This window comes from Melioribacteraceae bacterium (assembly GCA_035362835.1).
Taxonomy (GTDB): domain Bacteria; phylum Bacteroidota; class Ignavibacteria; order Ignavibacteriales; family Melioribacteraceae; genus DSXH01.
On sequence record DAOSDY010000002.1, the window covers coordinates 382,193 to 401,753 of the forward strand.

Consider the following 19,561-nt stretch of genomic DNA (forward strand, 5'->3'; position numbering starts at 1 on the left):
TGGCAAAATTTACACTACTGTAAACGAAATTCATAATTAATGAATACCAAATGGACTAAAATATTTTCTCTTCTTCTGCTTCTGCTGATCACAATTCTATTTTATTCAAGAATGAGCAATACAGAATTCATTCAGGATGATGCATTTATTACGCTTAGATATGTAGAAAATTTTCTGGACGGAAAGGGATTGGTTTTTAATGATGGTGAAAAGGTTGAGGGCTATACAAATTTTTTATGGCTGTTGTTAATTGCAAAACTGAAGTATATCTCTAACCTCGTTTCTTTTGAAGTAACCCTGGTCACACTTACTCAGTTACTTTCAATTATTTTCTCATTTATTGTCCTGATCTATACCTTCTTATTCACAAAATCACTGATGAAAAGATATTTACCGGAAAGCGGCAACTCTATATATAGAAACATTTATTCTCTCATTCCTGCTTTTTTACTTTCTCAATCAACTCCAATGATCTATTGGGGTGTAAGCGGAATGGAAACTTCTTTGTTCGTTCTTCTAACGATGGTTTCTTTGCATCGTTTCCTTACGGGTAATAATGAAACAGCCGATCCTGTCTTTGTAATCGTATCTGTGCTGAATTCTCTAACACGTCCGGAAGGATTCCTGATTTTTTTACTGATCATGTCTTTTTCTGTAATGAGGAAAATTCCTTATAGTCCAACCGATAAAAAATTGTTGTCCCGTCTTATAAACTCCAAGTCCGGTAAGGTGATACTTCTTTATTCTTTCCCGGTACTTATCTATTTGATTTTCAGGATCACTTATTACGGCTATCTTTTCCCGAATACTTTTTACGCCAAAACAGGTTTTACTGGAGAATATTTAAGCAGGGGAGTAGACTATGTTGTATCGGGTATTGGCAATACTTTTTTCTACGGGATACTTTTAATCCTTCCCGCACTTAACTTTTTGAAACAAAATCTTTCGTCGGTTACAAAATTCTATCTCTACTTTATATTTATGCATTTCGTTTTTATTGCACTAATAGGTGGTGATGTATTGCCGGTTGACAGATTCATACTGCCAGTCATTCCGGTTGTGTTTATTTTCGCAACTATTACATTATACCGAATCGGCGGAACGATCAGAAACGGATTTCTTAAGAATACCCTGATGATTCTCTTTATTATGTTTTTATTATTGACCGGTATTCTGAACTTTAAAAGAAACAAAACAGAAATGGAGACAAAGCGTTCGTATGAAGTAGGCCTGGTAAGGAAAATGAGTGTTTATGCTGAATGGTTGAAAAAAGTTGAATATGAAAGGGGGACAAAACCCGGCGGTATTGCAGTTGCACTTTCTACTATCGGTGCTTTATCATTCTATTCGGGGGCAACTATTATTGATATTGTCGGCCTAACCGATCGGTATATTGCACATAATCCACTGGAAGTAAAAGGTATTGATGACGAGCTGCCGGTACTCTGGAAAGAAAGAAGATACAATGCAGAATACGTTTTAAAACGGAAACCCGACTACATAATTTTCCCTGCAGGTGCCAAGCCGACAGCATTTGCCGAGTGTGCGCTTTTTGTACAGCCCGGGTTTTATACCAATTATTATGTGCAGCTTTTTTACTCAGGTGAAATGAATCAGCTCCTGCCGGTTTTTACACGGAGAGATACACCTTTACTGATCGATAATTCCGTGTGCAATGTGAAATTTGTAAAACCTTACATCGAGGCATATACACTATTTCTTGAAATGGTTGAAAACAGAAATTTCGAACTTGCAAAACAGGTACTGGATAAATGCGATGAAGCCGAGTTGCTTTGTCCGGTGCGTATTTCTGACCTGGATGCTGTTAGAGGATTAACTTTTTATCATTCGGGTGACCTGGGAAATAGTCTGCGTTTATTTGAATCTTCAGTCTCTAAGGATCCATTGAATATCATCGCCCGTTTTTATATGATGAGGATATACGGCATTAGAGGTAATGAAAAATTATTCCTCGAGCAGAAAAGGATTATCAATAAATACTCAAAAGATGCGGTGCCGGCATCATATATTGATAATTAAAATGGAATCCGATTAACCGGAAATTTGTATATTTGTGCAACAAAAAAGGAATTAATCTGTGGGAAACTTTGGCGCAACTGAAATAATTTTAATAGTACTTGTTTTAATTCTCCTCTTCGGCGGTAAAAAAATTCCTGAATTGATGAAAGGTATTGGTCAGGGAGTAAAACAATTCAAGAAAGGATTGCGCGGCGAAGATAATAATGAGGAGAAAGAGAAAGAATAAATTAAGTTTTTGTCCCGGCTTTCAATATCTGCATTAATAAATTTCCGCCTGAGGCAGTCATGCAACCTTTTTATAAAACTGGTTTAGTATTTTTTTTTATTGTTCTTTTTTTCTCACCGTTAATGAGTCAGAATTGGAAACCGGCAAAGAATCCGATCATCACACAATGGGGAGAAAAATTAAATCCTGAATCACCGCTGCCCGAATATCCGCGCCCGCAAATGGAAAGAAGCGAATGGAAAAATCTAAACGGTCTGTGGGATTATACCATCCGCTCAAAACATCTTATTTTACCTGAATTATTTGATTCGAAAATTCTTGTACCGTTCCCGATTGAATCAGCTTTGTCAGGCGTAAAAAAAACTGTCGGTAAGGAGAATCTACTCTGGTACAGAAAAATTTTCGATATTCCTGATAGCTGGAAGGGGAAACGGATTATTCTTCACTTCGGCGCTGTCGATTGGGAAACAGAAATCTATATAAATAAAAAGTTTGTAGGCTCTCATCGCGGTGGATACGATTCATTCAGTTTCGACATTACTGATTTTCTAACCGGAAACAGCGGACAGGAGATAATTCTTTCAGTCTGGGATCCATCTAACGACGGATTTCAACCGAGAGGCAAACAGGTAAACAAACCGGGTGGAATCTGGTATACTTCGGTTACCGGGATCTGGCAGACAGTTTGGATTGAACCGGTTAACACCACATATATAAGAAGCCTGAAACTGATTCCTGATATCGATGAAAAAATTCTCTGGGTAAATTTAATTTATGAAGGGATTCAGGATAATGACGAGGTTGAACTTATAGCCGTTAACGGCGCAAAGGAGATCTTCCGCGAGAAATTCTATTTCAGCGATTTGATGACCCTGCAAATTGAAAATCCAAAACTCTGGTCGCCGGATAATCCGTTTCTCTATAAACTAAAAATCAGTCTTATGAGGAATGGGAATACAATCGATCAGGTCGATTCTTATTTCGCTATGAGGAAAATATCTGTAACAAAAGATCCGCAGGGAATTCCCCGTCTCTATCTTAACAATAAATTTTTATTTCAGTTCGGTACTCTTGATCAGGGATGGTGGCCGGACGGGCTCTATACAGCTCCTACCGACGAGGCTCTTTTTTACGACATTGAAAAGCTTAAGCAATACGGATTCAATCTGATCCGTAAACATGTTAAGGTTGAACCTGAAAGATATTATTATCATTGCGACCGGCTTGGAATGCTGGTTTGGCAGGATATGCCAAGCGGTGATTCTTATGCTTCTTCCGGTGATAATAATGAGATCAAACGTATCGCTCAATCTGAATACCAGTTTGAAAAAGAATTGAAATCAATGATCGACCAATTATACAATTATCCATCAATTATTGTCTGGGTTCCTTTCAATGAGGGGTGGGGACAATTCAATACAATTTCGGTAATCAACTGGATAAAGCACTTCGATCCTTACCGATTATTGGACGGACCGAGCGGGTGGAGCGATTTCTACGGTGCAGGCGATATTCAGGATAAGCACGATTATCCAGGGCCATCAATGCCGGAAGATAAAAAAGATAACAGAGCGCTTGCCCTTGGAGAATTCGGCGGGCTTGGCCTTCCGGTAGAAAATCATACTTGGAGGGATAAGGATAATTGGGGTTACAGAAGTTTTAATAATAGTGATGATTTAAGAAATTCTTTCATTTCTCTTATCGATCGGTTCCCTGAATTAATCAGGAAGGGATTATCCGCTGCAATTTATACTCAGACCACCGACGTAGAGATTGAAGTGAACGGACTTCTTACTTACGATCGCAAAGTAGATAAAATGGGTGCCGGAACTGTAAGAGATGCAATCCGGAAACTTTATGAAGTTGTCAAATAACATTTTCTTTTTTTAACTCTTTGATGAATATCATAAATGATCAATGGAGGCAATATGTCGGATAACATTCACTCAACAAAATATGAATTCAAAGCGGAAGTAAAAAAGCTTTTAGATATACTCGTTCATTCACTTTATACCAGCCGGGAAATATTTCTGCGCGAATTGATCTCGAACGGATCAGACGCACTCGATAAACTCAGGTTCGAATCGAACAGGGGTACTCAGATTATCGATAGCGATCTTCCAATGGAAATCAGAATCGATTTCGATGAGAAGAATAAAAAGATTATTATTTCCGATACAGGTATCGGAATGACAAGAGACGAAGTAATCGCAAACATCGGAACGATTGCTAAATCGGGAACCGAGGAATTTATTCGTCTCGTCGCGGAAACCAAAACTGATGCGAACAATATTATCGGGAAATTCGGAGTCGGCTTCTATTCAGTTTTTATGGTTGCAAAAGAAGTTGTTCTTAAAACAAAATCATTTAAAAATGACGAACCCGCTGTTATATGGAAGTCGGATGGACTCGGCGATTATGAAATCTCCGGAACTGATGAAACCGTTAAGAGGGGGACACAAATTGAGATTGAATTAAAAGAGGATGCCGCCGAATATGCAGGTAAATGGAAACTGGAACAGATAATAAAAAAACATTCTAGTTTTATTTCTTTCCCGGTATTTCTGGGCGGTGAAAAAATAAATACCATTTCTGCGCTCTGGCGTGAACCGAAATCCTCTGTTACCAAAGATCAATACAAGGAATTCTATAAATTCCTAACTTATGATAACGAAGAACCGATGGATACAATCCACAAATCGGTTGATGCGCCCATTCAGTTCAACGCTCTCTTGTTTATTCCTTCTAAAAGCTTTGAATTCTTCTGGATGGACCGGGAGAATTACGGACTCGATCTCTATGTCCGGCGAGTTCTTATTCAGCATAAGAATAAGGATCTTCTTCCGGAGTATTTAAGTTTTATAAAAGGTGTTGTCGATTCCGAGGATCTTCCGCTGAATATATCAAGGGAAACTTTACAGGAGAATATTGTCTTCTCAAAAATCTCTTCGAGTGTAACATCAACCGTGCTAGGTTTCCTCATCGACAAAGCTAAAAACGACAGGGAAGGATACATCAAATTCTGGAAAGAACATGGCAGGATTTTTAAACTCGGTTATACAGACTTTGCAAATCACGAAAAGTATAATGAGCTGATCCGTTTCAATTCGTCTTCGTCTGCCGGCAAAGAGGATTTAACTTCGCTAGAAGAGTATGTCTCAAGGATGAAACAGGATCAGAAGGAAATTTATTATATAAGTGGTACTAACCGCGAGGCTATCTTAATTGATCCCCATTTCGAAATATTCAAGAAGAAAGGTCTGGAGGTTCTTTTTATGTTCGATCCTGTTGACGAGTTTGTTGTCTCATCGATAAGGAAGTATAAAGAATATGATTTTAAATCAGTCGTTAATGCAGACCTTCAAAAACTTGAAAAGTTCGAGAATAAAACCGGGGATGCTGATAATTTCGAAAAATTGTCCGGCGATGACACAAAACATTTCAGCAGTCTCTTATCAAAAATGAAATTGATTCTCGGTGATAAAGTGGTTGAAGTAAGAGAATCCAAACGACTTGTCGATAGCGCCGCATGTTTGATATCGGGTGAGGACGACATTTCAGCAGCAATGCACAAGATAATGAAAATGGCAAATCAGAATGTTGGTTCACAGAAAAAAATAATGGAAATAAATCCCAATCATAAACTCGTGCGGAATCTTCTTAAAGTGTATAAAACAAGCGCTGATGATGAATATTTGAATAAGGTAACAGAACATCTTTACGAATCATCTCTTCTGCAGGAAGGGAATCTGGATGATCCTCATGAACTTATACGTAGAATGAATCTTCTGCTCGAAGAATCGAGCGAATGGTATTGTAAAGTAAAAAATATTTGATGAGGCACCGATAATTTTGGAAGGTCCCGACAGCATAATAAAAATCTCGACTCCCGGTAGGATCTGCCTGTTCGGAGAACACCAGGATTATCTAAAGCTTCCTGTAATTGCTGCTGCGATCTCAAAGAGAGTTGCAGTCGAAGGCAAACGCATTAATGAAGACCTGGTCCGCATCCAACTGCCCGATATTAATGAAGAGGACCGGTTTCAAATTATTCCGGAAATTCCCTACTTAAAAGAAAGAGATTACCTTCGGAGTGCTCTGAATATTCTGCAACGTGCAGGTTTTACTTTCACCGGCGGAATTAATTGCACGGTTAAAGGGGAAATCCCTATTAATACCGGTACATCTAGTTCCTCTGCTCTGATTGTCGCCTGGATAAATTTTCTTTCTCGAATAAGCGATCAGAAACAGATTCTTCCGGCCGAAAAAATTGCTGAGCTGGCATACAAATCGGAAGTGCTCGAATTCTCTGAACCGGGCGGAATGATGGATCACTATTCAACCGCCATAGGCGGGATAATCCATTTAAGTTCAGACCCCTTTATCAGGATTGAAAAAATTAAACCTCTTGATAGCGCGTTTATACTTGGGAATTCTGAAGAACCGAAAGACACTACCGGAATTCTTGCCCGTGTTAAACAGGGTGTAATTAGAATTATTTCCGGTCTGAAAGAAAGGTATCCTGAATTTGACCTAAGGAATATCAGCCCGGAGGATTTGAGTATATACGAAAAAGATCTTACTCACGATGAAATGAATCTTCTTAATGGGACGATTACTAACAGAGTTATTACAGAACAGGCATTTAAGGTTCTTAAATCAGAGAGTATCGATCATTCGCTTCTCGGAAAATTGTTAAACAGGCATCAGGCAGTCTTAAGAAACGATTTAAAAATTTCTACTGAAAAAATTGACAGAATGATAAACACCGCACTGGACGCCGGTGCTTTAGGATGTAAGATAAACGGATCGGGCGGAGGCGGATGTATGTTTGCTTATGCGCCTTTTAATCCTGAAAAGGTTTTAGAAGCTGTTAGAATAATAGCGCCTGATTCTTATATTGTTTATGTTGATGAAGGAACGCGTTCAGAAAATATTACAGGAATTTTGTAAATGCCAAGAATTGTGATACTTGCAGGCGGAATTTCCTCCCGGATGAAAAATCCTCCCTCCGGAGTATTGGATATTGATAAAAATCTTCTCAGTGATTCCGACAATAAGTCAAAATCGATGATCAGGTTAGGTTCGGGTAATAAACCGTTTCTCGACTTTTTACTAATGAATATCTCCAGATCAGGTTACAATGATGTTGTTATAGTTGTTAATGAGAAGGATACATCGATCATTAATTATTACAAGGATCCAGAATCCCGTTATGAATTTCCGGAAATAAATATCAGTTTTGCTTATCAGCCAATTCCTCCGGGTAGGGAGAAGCCGATGGGAACAGCCGATGCACTCTATCATGCATGCTTGTCAAGACCCGACTGGAAAGGGAAAAAATTTACAATGTGCAACAGCGACAATCTTTATTCGGTTGAGTCGTTCAAAATACTTCTAAATTCTCCATATACGAATTCAATGATCGATTATGAAAGTGAAGGACTTGGTTTCGATAAAGAACGAATCGGGAAGTTTGCAATTACATTGAAGGACGATGATAATTTCCTTACCGGGATAATTGAAAAACCACCGGCAGATTTGTTTGAATCGGTTTTAAGAAAGGACGGGTTTGTAGGCGTTAGCATGAATATTTTCCGATTCGACTATGATATGATTCTTCCGTTCTTAATTAATACGCCGGTCAATCCGGAAAGAAATGAAAAAGAGATCCCAACGGCTATCAGATTGCTCATAGAAAAATTCCCCGGATCGTTTTATGCTTACAGGAGAAGGGAGTATGTGCCGGATCTCTCAAGCAAGAATGATATACCGGTTGTCAAGAAATTTTTAGAAGATCAATTCGGAAAAAATCTAACTAAATAAAAACTATTTCCTCCGGTTTAACTATGTATCATAAACTTAACATTGATTACATCTCTCCCGTAGAAAATTATTTTCTTAAACTTTCTGGTAAGGAATTTATCTACGAACCGACCGAAAAAATCCCGGTAATCCAGACACAGAACTTTTACGAACTTGGAAGATTAACGGCATTACGTTTTATTGAATGGATTCAGAAGAATCCCGGCGGAGTAATTTCGCTCCCTACCGGTAAAACGCCAGAGCATTTCATCTCGATGGTCGGTTATTATCTGAAGAACTGGGATCAGCCGGGTGTAAAAGCCGAATTGAAAAAATCCGGAGTAGATACTTCCGTGAGACCCGACATGAAGGGTCTTCATTTTGTTCAGATAGATGAATTCTACCCGATCGATTCGCATCAGCATAACAGCTTCTATTTTTTCCTTCAGAAATTTTATTTCGAGAATCTCGGACTCGATCAATCCAAAGCACTCCTGATAAATGTGAATGAAATCGGGACTGCTGATAATCTTCCTCTTGATAAAATATTCCCCGATAAAAAAGTAGACCTCGGACTCCGCACAAGATGGGCCAGTTCACGTCAGGAGAGACTTCAAAAAAGAACAATTGAGATAGTGGACGAATTCTGCACGGATTATGAGCGGCGGATTAGAGAACTTGGGGGCATCGGATTCTTCCTGGGTGGTATCGGCCCCGACGGGCATATCGGTTTTAATATTCAGGGGAGCGATCATTTCTCTACTACGCGATTTACACAAACAAATTACGAAACACAGGCTGCTTCTTCCGTAGATCTAGGCGGTATGGAGATTGCCCGGTCAATTCATACAATTACCATCGGACTCGATACAATTACTTACAATGAAGAAGCTACAGCCATAATAATCGCTGCGGGTGAAGCGAAATCCAATATTGTAAGAGACTCTGTAGAAAATTCATTTACTAACAAATATCCGGCAACTGTTTTACAAAAATTAAAGAATGCCCGTTTTTACATAACAAACGGAGCTGCCCTCCGTTTGCGTGAAAGAAGGTTTGCAGATTTTGCCAAAGAATCTCCTCTTTCAAATCGCTCGATTGAAAGGGCGGTTATTAATCTCGCAGTTGATAAACAGAAAGAAGTGAAAGACCTTTCGGATGAAGATTACAGGAACGATAAATTCGGCGGATTGATTCTGAACAGCAGATACAAAAATTCTGAAGAAACTAACAGAATGATATTTGAAAATTCGCTCGAGAAATTTAATAAGGGAATCTCGGGTATTGAAAATGAAACTATTCTTCATACGGCGCCCCATCACGATGATATAATGCTTGGATATCTGCCTTATATAATTCATCTTGTAAGAAATGCATCGAACCGTCATCACTTTACAACTCTAACCAGCGGTTTTACGGCGGTTACTAATTCATACATGTTAAAAATGGTTGAGGCCCTTAAGGAATACGTTGACAGCGATGGTATTGAGAAATTATTTAATATGAATTATTTCGATCCGGCAAACAGATACGGCTCGGACAAGGATGTTAATCTCTATCTCGACGGACTTGCGGCTCACAGCAGAACTATGAAGACAGAGGCATCCAGCAGAAGATTGTTAAGAAATGTTATTGAAGTATACGGTCAGGCTAACCTGAATGTAATTAAAGTAAGAATTGATGAACTGATCGATTATTTTAGAACTCAATATCCTGGTAAAAAAGATATTCCGGCCGTACAGAAATTAAAAGGAATGCTGCGCGAGTTTGAAGAGGAAATTGTATGGGCTTATTTCGGTTTCAGCAGCGAGAGCGTATCGCATCTGCGCCTTGGATTTTATCAGGGTGAAATATTTACCGAGAATCCTGAAATAGAACGGGATATTATGCCTTTCGTAAATCTTTTAAGAAAAGTAAAACCGACAATATTGACAGTTGCCCTCGATCCTGAAGGAAGCGGCCCCGATACTCACTACAAAGTACTTCAGACTATTACTGAAGCTTTAAAAGTTTATGGGAATGAAACCGATATTTCACAACTTAAAATCTGGTGCTACAGAAATGTATGGAACCGGTTCCATCCGGCAGAAGCTAATATGTTTATACCAGTTAGTCTCAATTCTTTCGCAATTCTTGAAAATATTTTTATGAACAGTTACGGCTCTCAACGCGATGCAAGCTTCCCGAGTTTTGAATACGACGGACCTTTCAGCCGGCTCGTTCAAAAAATTCAGTCGGAACAGTATCAGACTGTCCGGCTCTGTCTTGGAAAGGATTTCTTTATGAATCATCCGGTTCCAAGAGTTCGTGCTGCCCACGGAATGATCTATCTCCTGGAGCTTCCCTTAAACGAGTTCTATACAAAATCGATAGAACTGAAAAAACTTACCGAGATCAATAATTACAAACGGGATCTGATAGATGGCTGATACTAAAGTTGTTGTTACAGGCGGCGCGGGATTTATTGGAAGTCATATAGTCGAATACTGGCTCGGTGCGGGCGCGGAGGTTCATATTATAGATAATTTAAGAACCGGATTCCTTTCGAATGTTCAACTATTCCCCGATGCCGTTTTTCATAAAGGAAGTATTACGGACCGGAAGCTTGTCTTTGATGTATTAAGGAATGCGGATTATGTTCATCATCTGGCCGCTTTCGTTTCCGTTCCTGAATCGATCGAAAAACCGGAGGAATGCTACGACATAAATATTAACGGCCTTTTGAATGTACTCGACGGATCCAAGGAATTTGGTATTAAGAAAATTGTTTTCAGCAGTTCAGCTGCAGTTTACGGTGATAATCCTGAATCTCCAAAAAGAATCTCAACTAAAACCGGACCTAAGTCTCCATACGGTTCAACAAAACTGGAAGGGGAAGAGCATCTTAAAAGTTTCCACGACCTTCATGGACTCGGTGCAGTTTCACTCAGGTATTTTAACGTATTCGGTCCGAGGCAGGATCCTAAAAGTCAGTATGCGGCAGCGGTTCCGATCTTTATAAGCCGGGCATTAAAAAATGAACCGGTAATTATTTACGGCGACGGAACCCAGACCCGGGATTTTATTTTTGTGAAGGATGTTGTTAACGCTAATGTAATTGCAGCAACTAATAAGAATGTGAACGGTGTTTTCAACGTTGCGTCCGGTTGTGCTGTTTCAATTCTTCAAATTGCCGATACAATAATTAGAATCACAGGAAGCAGTAGCGAAATTGAATTCCGGGATGAAAGAGCCGGAGATATAAAACACAGTCTTGCTTCGATTGATGAGACTAAAATGGACTTAGGTTTCTCTCCGCAATCTGATCTTGCAGATGGATTAGGAAAAACTATTGAATATTATATTAATAAAAGGGGGCAGTAATCAGATCGCTTCGAGAAATTGCGATATGCTTTCATATTTCATAACTTAAAATCATGAAAAAGCTCTTAATCGTTTCTCTGCTAATTCTACTTTCACTTTTTATTTACATCTCGCAGGGTGAAAGTGTCCTAGTATCTACATCATTAACCGACCAGAAAAATTTATATAAAAACGGACTGTTAAACTCACAAGCCTCTTTTATTAATTCAGTTGCCGATTACGATTTTGATATTGTTTATGACGAGATTAATAAGAAGATACATGTTAAAGAAAAAATAATCTGGAGAAATAACACTCAAACTCCTGCGGGGGAAATTCAATTCCATCTCTATCCCAACGCTTATAAAAGTGAAGGGACTCATTTTGCCGGTGGATATAATTTAAGTTCACCTGATTCCAGAACTGAAATTGCAATAGATCTTTTTACAATTAACGATTCAAAAGCTGATCTGGAATTCATTCATCCGGAAATTGAAAATAAAAACGACAGTACTGTAGCCAGAACAATTCTAAAAGACCCTGTTCAACCGGGGGATTCATGCCTCATCTATTTCGAATATTCGCTTAAGATTCCGCATGCTGTTAAAAGATTCGGATATGCCCGTGGAAGAAATTTCTCTTTTGTCTCTCAATGGTTTCCTAAAGTCGGAGTCTTCGAAAAAGGGAAATGGGTCTGTAGCCCTTATTATCCTTACCTTAATTTCTATTCGGATTTCGGAAATTATTCGGCCAGAATCAATGTGCCTGCTTCTTATAAAGTAGCATCCACGGGTGTCGAGACTGGAAAGACTGACAAGAACGGAAGGATAGAATATAAATTTGTTCAGAATGGGGTTCACGACTTTGTATGGCTTGCAACAGACGACATACTTCAGCGGAATTCAATCTATGTTAGAAAAGACGGATCGGAATTACTAGTTCAGGCGTTTGTTCAACCTGAGAGGGAAAAATATTTTGAGCGATATATTGACGCCGTTAAGAACTGTTTGTCATTCTTTGAGGAGAATATTGGACCATATCCTTATAAGAATATCACACTTGTTGATGTTCCCAGATCCGGGAACTCCGGCGGAATGGAGTACCCAACGCTCTTTACAGTTAGTGCCGAATTATTTTCTCCGCGTGCTACCGGATGGCCGGAATACCTCGTAGCTCATGAATTCTCTCATCAGTACTTTCAAGGTATATTAGCTAATAACGAAGTCTATGAGGCCTGGCTGGATGAAGGATTCGCTTCCTACTTTGCTACCAAAATCATATTTAAATTTTATCCGGAAATTTTAAATACTTTCAAATTAGCATCTTACATACCCGTGTACGGAATTGAATTCTTTGCATACAAAGAAATACCGATCATTTATACTCTTGCTGAAATCCCGGTACCCGAAGGGACTCAAAGTCTTATCTCTTACTATAGAAATCTTACTCTCGGTGCAATAACCGATACTTCCTACAAGCAGCCTTCGCGCATTTCATATGCGGTTAATTCTTACAGCAAGCCGGAACTGGTTCTTCATACTCTCGAAAGGTATCTCGGTTACGACAGGATGATGAAAATTATTAGACATTATTATGAACGTTTTAAGTTCCGTCATCCTGCTACAAATGATTTTTTTAACTCGGTACGTGAGATTTCCGGCGAAGAGATCGAATGGTTTTTTGATGAACTTTTTAATTCGTCGAAAGTTTTCGATTACCGTGTGACATCGGTTGAAAAAAAATCTGATAACGAATATGATGTGCTTGTAGAGAGATTGTGCGACGGAGTATTTAAAAACGATATCTACGTATATACCGATAAAGAAACACTAAAAGTTAAATGGGACGGCCGCGAACGCTGGAAAGTATTCCGGTTTAAGACAAATCATAATGTGATTGCCGCAGAAATCGATCCGCTAAGAAAAAACCTGCTCGATATAAACTTTGCAAATAATTCATATACGGTTGATTCCCGTGTATGGGCTTCTTGGTCGCTTGCTTTAAGAGTCTTTTTCTGGGTGCAGAATGCTCTAATGATTCTCGGAAGTATAGGATGATTGGGTATATAAAAAATATTATAGTGCTCGGCTCCAGGTCCGTATTTCATAATTCGGTTCTGGTGCTGCTTATCTGGGTCTTCAATGCTTTGTCCGCTATTGTTCTTACCGTACCGATATTGAATATTCTGATGGATAATCTGGGCAGGTCGCTTCTGAGCGATAAACTCGCCCTTCAATTCGATTATATGTGGTTTATTCAGTTCCAGAATATTTACAGAATAAATTTTGACCAGCTTCCTTTAAGCATCTATACAGTAGTCGGAATCTATACGATGCTTCAGACTTTCTTTCTAGGCGGAATGATTTCCATATTTCATATCCCCGAAAAAAATCATATCGTCGATTTCTTCTACGGCGGCGTTAAGTATTTTTTCAGATTCTTAAAAGTTACACTCGTTTCCTTAGCTTTCTATGTCTTTGCATTTGTTGCAATCGATTACCTCGGACAATTGATTCATCTTGTCTTCAGGAATTCGGAGAATATTCGTCTTGAATTCGTCTTCTTCGGATTAAGATATGTTCTGCTGGTATTTTTTATAGGAGTTGTTGCAATAATCTCGGATTATTCTAAAGTAGCGCTGGCGGTTAACGACAGGACAAAAATACTGATGGAAATGTATAACGCAATTAAATTTATTAAAAAGAATTTTACAGTAGTTTTTATATCGTTTTTAATTGTTTCGGTTATTGGTGCCGTCGGTGTTGCTGTTTATAACATTCTCGGAAAGGCAATACCGAGAACTCCTTATTATATGCTTCTGCTTTCCTTTCTTCTTCAGCAAATGTTGATTATTTTTCGGTTGCTTGTTAGAATGCTCTTCTCTGCAACAGAAGTTTATCTTTTTAAAGATCTTAGTGCAGTTATAATTGACGCTGAAACTCATTAAGGAATTAATTGATGGCAATACTACCTATTACAGTATACGGAGACAAAATATTAAAACAGAAAACTCAGCCTGTTCGTGCGGTAACTGATGATCTGATTGTCCAGATAAAAAATATGCTGGAAACTATGAAGAATGCAAGGGGAGTGGGACTCGCAGCCAATCAGGTTGGAATTAATAATTCTGTCTTCATAGTCGATTTAAAAGGTGTTGAAGGGTATGAAAAATTCAAGCCGGTCGTTTTTATAAATCCTGAAATTCTTCTCTATTCGGATGAAAAAGTTGTTATTGAAGAGGGATGCCTCAGTCTGCCGAACTTGAGAGCGGATGTTGAAAGACCCGAAAAGATTAAAGTCCGATATCTGAATACGGATGAAGAGGAAGTTGAAATTGAGGCCGATGATTTCTTTGCCCGTGTTATACTTCACGAGTATGACCACCTGATAGGTAAGATGATACCCGACCGTGTTTCAGAAGAAATAAAATCCCGGCTTCAGGATGAGCTGAAACTAATAAAGAGCAGGGAAGTGGAAATTGATTACCCGATCACCCGACTTTAATAAGCACGTCATTCCCTTTTTAAAAGGTCCGGAGTAATTGTGAAAATTATTTTTATGGGTACGCCGGATTTTGCTATCCCCTCGCTTCAGATATTGTTAGAAAGCAATCATTCTGTCCTTGCTGTTGTCTCTGCACCTGATAAAGAGCGCGGAAGAGGAAGAGATATCTCTTCAACTCCGCTGAAAAAATTTGCTCTGTCCAGTAATTTGAAAGTTTATACGCCCGTTCGCCTTAATGACGAGGATTTCCTGACCGAAATGAGAAATCTTAAACCCGACCTCTTTGTGGTTGTTGCGTTTAGGATTCTTCCCAAAGAACTTTATACAATTCCGGAATACGGTTCGATAAATCTGCACGGATCATTGCTGCCGAAATACCGTGGCGCTGCGCCTATTCAGTGGTCTATTATTCAGGGTGATAAAGAAACCGGACTTACAACTTTTTTTCTTGAGGACAAAGTTGATACCGGAAATATTCTTCTTCAGAAATCGGTACCGATTGAAGACAATGACGATTTCGGAACTCTCCACGATAAAATGATGATTACCGGCGCCGACCTGTTGCTTAAAACTGTAAATCTGATTGAATCCGGAGAAGTTGTAACCAGAAAGCAGGAGAACGAAATTTCAACTCCTGCACCTAAAATTGTAAAGGAGACTTGCGAAATCCAATGGAATAAAAGCGGAATTGAAATTCATAATCTTGTTAGAGGATTATCTCCTTTACCCGGTGCGTTTTTTATTCATAACGGTTCGATCATTAAAATATTTAAAACCGGACTGGTTGCTGATACTTCCGGAATCGAAAAAGAAAATACTATTTCTATAAGTGTAAGCAGCCTTCAGGGTGATAATTCGGAGATCATAGTATATCAGACAAAAAAAGAAATTTATTTTGAAACGGGCAGTGGAATTATTCAGGTACTCGAACTTCAGCCGGAAGGACGTAAACGGATGACCGCAGAAGAATTCCTGAGAGGATACCGATTCCCGCTGCCGATAAAAACATAAGGATATAAAATGAGAAAAATCCGTTACGACAGTATTGTTGATGCGATCGGCCAAACACCTCTTGTTAAACTGGGTAATATTTCCAAAGGTCTTAAAGCAACTATCTGGGCCAAAATGGAATTTATGAATCCAGGCGGAAGTATCAAGGACCGTATTGCAAGGTATATGATTGAAAAAGGGGAACGGGAAGGGAAACTTAAACCCGGCGATACGATACTTGAGAATTCTTCAGGTAATACTGCAATGGGTCTGGCGATTGTCTGCCGTCAGAAAGGATACAAATTGAAAATTGTTATAAGAGATTCTACAAGCAAAGAGAAAATTAAAATGCTGGAAGTCCTCGGTGTCGATGTTATTAAAGTTGATTCAACTCTTCCACCTGAACATCCGGATTCTTATAACAATTATGCGGAAAATCTTGCTAAGAGCGATCCCAAACTCTACTATATAGATCAGCATAATAATCTAGACAACAACGAATCCCATTACATGACAACCGGGCCGGAAATATGGGAACAGATGGATGGCAAAATCGATTATTTTGTGGTTGGTGTTGGTACTGGCGGAACCCTTTTCGGTGCCGGTAAATATCTGAAAGAGAAAGACCCTCGGATAAAATTGATTGGTGTTGATCCGGTTGGTTCAGTTTTTTACGATTGGTTCAAACATAAGAAAATGGTAAAAGCTTCACGCTATCTTATTGAAGGGATCGGCGATGAGTTCCTGATCAAAACCGCTCAACTCGCCCTGATGGATGATATGCTGAAAGTAACTGATAAAAAAGCAATTGGATGGACAAAGAAACTCGCGTTCGAAGAAGGCATTTTAGCTGGCGGCTCGAGCGGCGCTAATATCTGGGCTTCGATGCAGATTGCCAAAGAAATTGACAGGGAAGCAAACATTGTAACTTTAATCTGCGATTCGGGTTATAAATACTTTTCAACAATTTATAACGACGAGTGGATTATGAAAAATGATCTTTTGTAAGACAGTATTCTGTTCCCAAAAAATATTTTAATTAAATAGAGGTTGTTATATGGGTTTTAAAACTGACGCTATTCACGCAGGACAAATTCCTGATCCGACTACTGGAGCTGTCTCAACTCCTATTTATCAGACTTCAACATATGCTCAGGAAGCTTTGGGACAGAATAAAGGATTTACATACGGCAGGACACACAACTTTACCCGTCAGGCCCTTGAGAAAAATATTGCGGCATTGGAGAAAGGGAAACATGGAGTTGCTTTTTCATCTGGTTTAGCTTCTGTTCAGGCAATTCTCGGACTTGTAAAATCTGGTGATCATCTGATTGTGTCGCATAATGTGTATGGCGGAGTCTACAGAATGATGGAATTGATCATGAAAGATTTCGGACTCGAGTTCTCGTGGGTAGATACTGCTGATGTTTCTAATATTGAGAAGGCGATTAAAAAGAATACAAAAATTGTCTATATAGAGACTCCAACAAATCCGATGCTTAATCTTACCGATATTGAGGCTACTTCCAAAATTTGCAGGTCGCACAACCTGATTCTTGTCGTCGATAATACGTTTATGACTCCATACTTCCAGAACCCTCTTTTGATTGGAGCCGATGTAGTATTGCACAGTACAACAAAATATCTTAACGGCCATTGCGATGTGGTCGGTGGAATCCTGTTAACAAACAGCGATAAGCTTCACGAACGTTTCCGTTATCTTCAGAATTCTTTCGGTGCAATACCATCTCCATTCGATTGCTGGCTTACATTACGTTCCACTAAGACACTTGCACTCCGTATGGAACAGCACAATTCAAACGCGATAGAGATTGCACGGTATCTTGCAGGTAAAACATACGCAAAAAGAGTAATCTATCCCGGTCTTACGGATCATCCGCAGCATAAGCTTGCCGTTAAGCAGGCAAGAGGATTTGGCGGAATGATATCAGTCGATTTCGGCGATTTCCGAATTGCCGAAAAAGTCCTTAATAATGTTAAGATATTTGCTCTCGCCGAAAGTCTGGGAGGGGTGGAGAGTCTGATCTGTCATCCTGCTACTATGACTCATGGCGCAGTTCCAAAGGAGGAGAGGGAAAAGTTCGGTTTGACCGATAGCCTTGTAAGGTTTTCGATCGGAATTGAAGATGTTGAGGATTTAATTGCCGATATTGAACAGGCGCTCAAATAATTCATTCAGTCCTTTTTCTGTTTGACCATTCTATCAGATTCAATTTTTATTCTTCGTACGAAGTTTTCCATTTTCTACGTTCCAATTAATCTGTAATTTTCATATGCAAAATTCGGGAGGTATACTATGTCAGAAAAAAAGAATGAAAAATCACCGGTGAATATGGTTGATGATACCAGGTATTCGATGGATACTCACCTAATCTACGGAAAGAATGTGAGTGACAAATGGGATTATTCGCATCACGTTACTGCACCTATTTCTTCTTCAACAACATTCAGACTCGATTCTGTTGATAGAGGAGCGCAGGGATTTATTCAATTTGCCAACGTTGAAAAGTTCGGCGGTGCTGCTCCGATTTTCATATACGACCGGCTCGGAGAACCGAATAAGGATATGCTCGAGGAGAATCTTGCATACATCGAAAAAGGCGAGATGGCAGTCAGTTTTGCCAGCGGAATGGGAGCTATTTCTGCTGCGCTTGGTGTTCTCACAATCTCTGGTGATGAAATAATTACGCATAAAACTCTTTACGGCTGCACATTCTCTCTTCTAAAAAACTGGTATCCGAGATATAATATCAAATGGAGTCCGATCGATTTAACCGATATTAATCTAGTCCGGAATTCAATTACTGAGAAGACAAAAGTTATTTATTTCGAAACACCGGCAAATCCAAACATGGGTATTATCGATATTAATGCTGTTCGAACGGTTGTTGATCAATTTAATAAGAACAGAAAAGAAAATGATCAGATCTATATTGTAATCGATAATACTTTTGCCACGCCTTTCTGTCAGCGGCCGATTGAATTTGGAGCTGACTTTGTTATTCACTCTCTTACAAAAGGGATCGGCGGTTTCGGAACCGATATGGGTGGAATAGTAATCGGGAAGAAAAAATTCCAGGACATGATTCAGCTTTACAGAAAAGATTTCGGTGCGGTTCTCAGCGCAAAAAATGCCTGGTCCATTTTAACTTACGGTTTGCCGAGCCTTGCAGTTAGACAGCGTCATCAGATTAATAGCGCAACACGTATTGCTGAATTTTTAAATTCACATCCTAAAGTTGATTTTGTTAATTATCCCGGCCTGCCCGGCTTTAAATATCATGAAATCGCAAAGAAGCAGATGATCGATTTCAACGGGAATTTTGCACCAGGAAGTATGATCTATTTTGTTCTAAAAGGAAATAATCCGATCGAAACAAGAGAGATTGGAAAAAGATTTATGGATTATGTGGCGGATAAGGCATACACGATGACTCTTGCTGTTTCTCTCGGGCACACAAGAACATTAATTGAACATCCTGCATCAATGACACATTCGGTCGTTCCGCCTGAAGAACTGGAAATTCGCGGAATCGATCCGGGAGGAATAAGACTTGCTATCGGCCTCGAAAATCCCGATGATATTCTGTTCGATCTAGACGAATCTCTTAAAAACATCTGATATATTCTAAT

The 19,561-nt window shown here is 39.2% G+C and carries 15 protein-coding genes; all 15 read left to right on the forward strand.

Translation table 11 applies throughout. The features are described from left to right. Positions 1 to 39: 39 nt before the first annotated feature. The 15 genes from PLZ15_08860 to PLZ15_08930 all read left to right on the forward strand — a co-directional run bounded on the left by PLZ15_08860 (position 40) and on the right by PLZ15_08930 (position 19,550). The gene (locus PLZ15_08860) at positions 40 to 2,040 is read left to right on the forward strand and encodes a hypothetical protein (protein ID HOI29853.1); all 2,001 of its coding nucleotides are present in this window, start codon (positions 40 to 42) and stop codon (positions 2,038 to 2,040) included. A 58-nt stretch (positions 2,041 to 2,098) separates the two neighbouring features. Further along, positions 2,099 to 2,266: a twin-arginine translocase TatA/TatE family subunit gene (locus tag PLZ15_08865; GenBank protein ID HOI29854.1), complete on the forward strand. Its 168-nt coding sequence runs from the start codon at positions 2,099 to 2,101 to the stop codon at positions 2,264 to 2,266. A 122-nt stretch (positions 2,267 to 2,388) separates the two neighbouring features. Beyond that, a complete protein-coding gene (locus PLZ15_08870; protein HOI29855.1) occupies positions 2,389 to 4,140 on the forward strand; it encodes a glycoside hydrolase family 2 TIM barrel-domain containing protein in 1,752 nt (583 codons plus the stop codon). A gap of 54 nt (positions 4,141 to 4,194) precedes the next feature. Beyond that, the gene (gene htpG, locus PLZ15_08875) at positions 4,195 to 6,102 is read left to right on the forward strand and encodes a molecular chaperone HtpG (protein HOI29856.1); all 1,908 of its coding nucleotides are present in this window, start codon (positions 4,195 to 4,197) and stop codon (positions 6,100 to 6,102) included. 16 nt (positions 6,103 to 6,118) lie between these two features. Further along, positions 6,119 to 7,219, forward strand: a complete 1,101-nt coding sequence (locus PLZ15_08880) for a galactokinase family protein (protein ID HOI29857.1) — start codon at positions 6,119 to 6,121, stop codon at positions 7,217 to 7,219. Continuing rightward, on the forward strand, positions 7,220 to 8,092 hold the full coding sequence (locus PLZ15_08885) for a sugar phosphate nucleotidyltransferase (protein ID HOI29858.1): 873 nt from the start codon (positions 7,220 to 7,222) through the stop codon (positions 8,090 to 8,092). It abuts the gene before it with no gap. A 23-nt stretch (positions 8,093 to 8,115) separates the two neighbouring features. Beyond that, on the forward strand, positions 8,116 to 10,500 hold the full coding sequence (locus PLZ15_08890) for a glucosamine-6-phosphate deaminase (GenBank protein ID HOI29859.1): 2,385 nt from the start codon (positions 8,116 to 8,118) through the stop codon (positions 10,498 to 10,500). Then, entirely contained in the window at positions 10,493 to 11,434 is a 942-nt protein-coding gene (locus PLZ15_08895; protein ID HOI29860.1) for an NAD-dependent epimerase/dehydratase family protein, read from the forward strand. The genes PLZ15_08890 and PLZ15_08895 overlap by 8 nt, the downstream gene beginning before the upstream one ends. Before the next feature lie 53 nt (positions 11,435 to 11,487). Continuing rightward, on the forward strand, positions 11,488 to 13,470 hold the full coding sequence (locus tag PLZ15_08900; protein ID HOI29861.1) for a M1 family metallopeptidase: 1,983 nt from the start codon (positions 11,488 to 11,490) through the stop codon (positions 13,468 to 13,470). Beyond that, on the forward strand, positions 13,467 to 14,360 hold the full coding sequence (locus tag PLZ15_08905; protein HOI29862.1) for a hypothetical protein: 894 nt from the start codon (positions 13,467 to 13,469) through the stop codon (positions 14,358 to 14,360). Before PLZ15_08900 ends, PLZ15_08905 begins: the two co-directional genes overlap by 4 nt. 11 nt (positions 14,361 to 14,371) lie before the next feature. Further along, positions 14,372 to 14,917 (forward strand): peptide deformylase, encoded by a 546-nt coding sequence (gene def, locus PLZ15_08910; GenBank protein HOI29863.1) that lies wholly within the window; start codon positions 14,372 to 14,374, stop codon positions 14,915 to 14,917. Positions 14,918 to 14,956: 39 nt separating this feature from the next. Further along, a complete protein-coding gene (gene fmt / locus PLZ15_08915) occupies positions 14,957 to 15,928 on the forward strand; it encodes a methionyl-tRNA formyltransferase (protein HOI29864.1) in 972 nt (323 codons plus the stop codon). A gap of 9 nt (positions 15,929 to 15,937) precedes the next feature. Then, positions 15,938 to 16,915: a cysteine synthase family protein gene (locus PLZ15_08920; protein ID HOI29865.1), complete on the forward strand. Its 978-nt coding sequence runs from the start codon at positions 15,938 to 15,940 to the stop codon at positions 16,913 to 16,915. Positions 16,916 to 16,964: 49 nt separating this feature from the next. After that, positions 16,965 to 18,098, forward strand: coding sequence for a PLP-dependent aspartate aminotransferase family protein (locus PLZ15_08925; protein HOI29866.1), 1,134 nt, complete (start codon positions 16,965 to 16,967; stop codon positions 18,096 to 18,098). A gap of 126 nt (positions 18,099 to 18,224) precedes the next feature. Next, positions 18,225 to 19,550 (forward strand): aminotransferase class I/II-fold pyridoxal phosphate-dependent enzyme, encoded by a 1,326-nt coding sequence (locus tag PLZ15_08930; GenBank protein HOI29867.1) that lies wholly within the window; start codon positions 18,225 to 18,227, stop codon positions 19,548 to 19,550. Positions 19,551 to 19,561 lie beyond the last annotated feature (11 nt).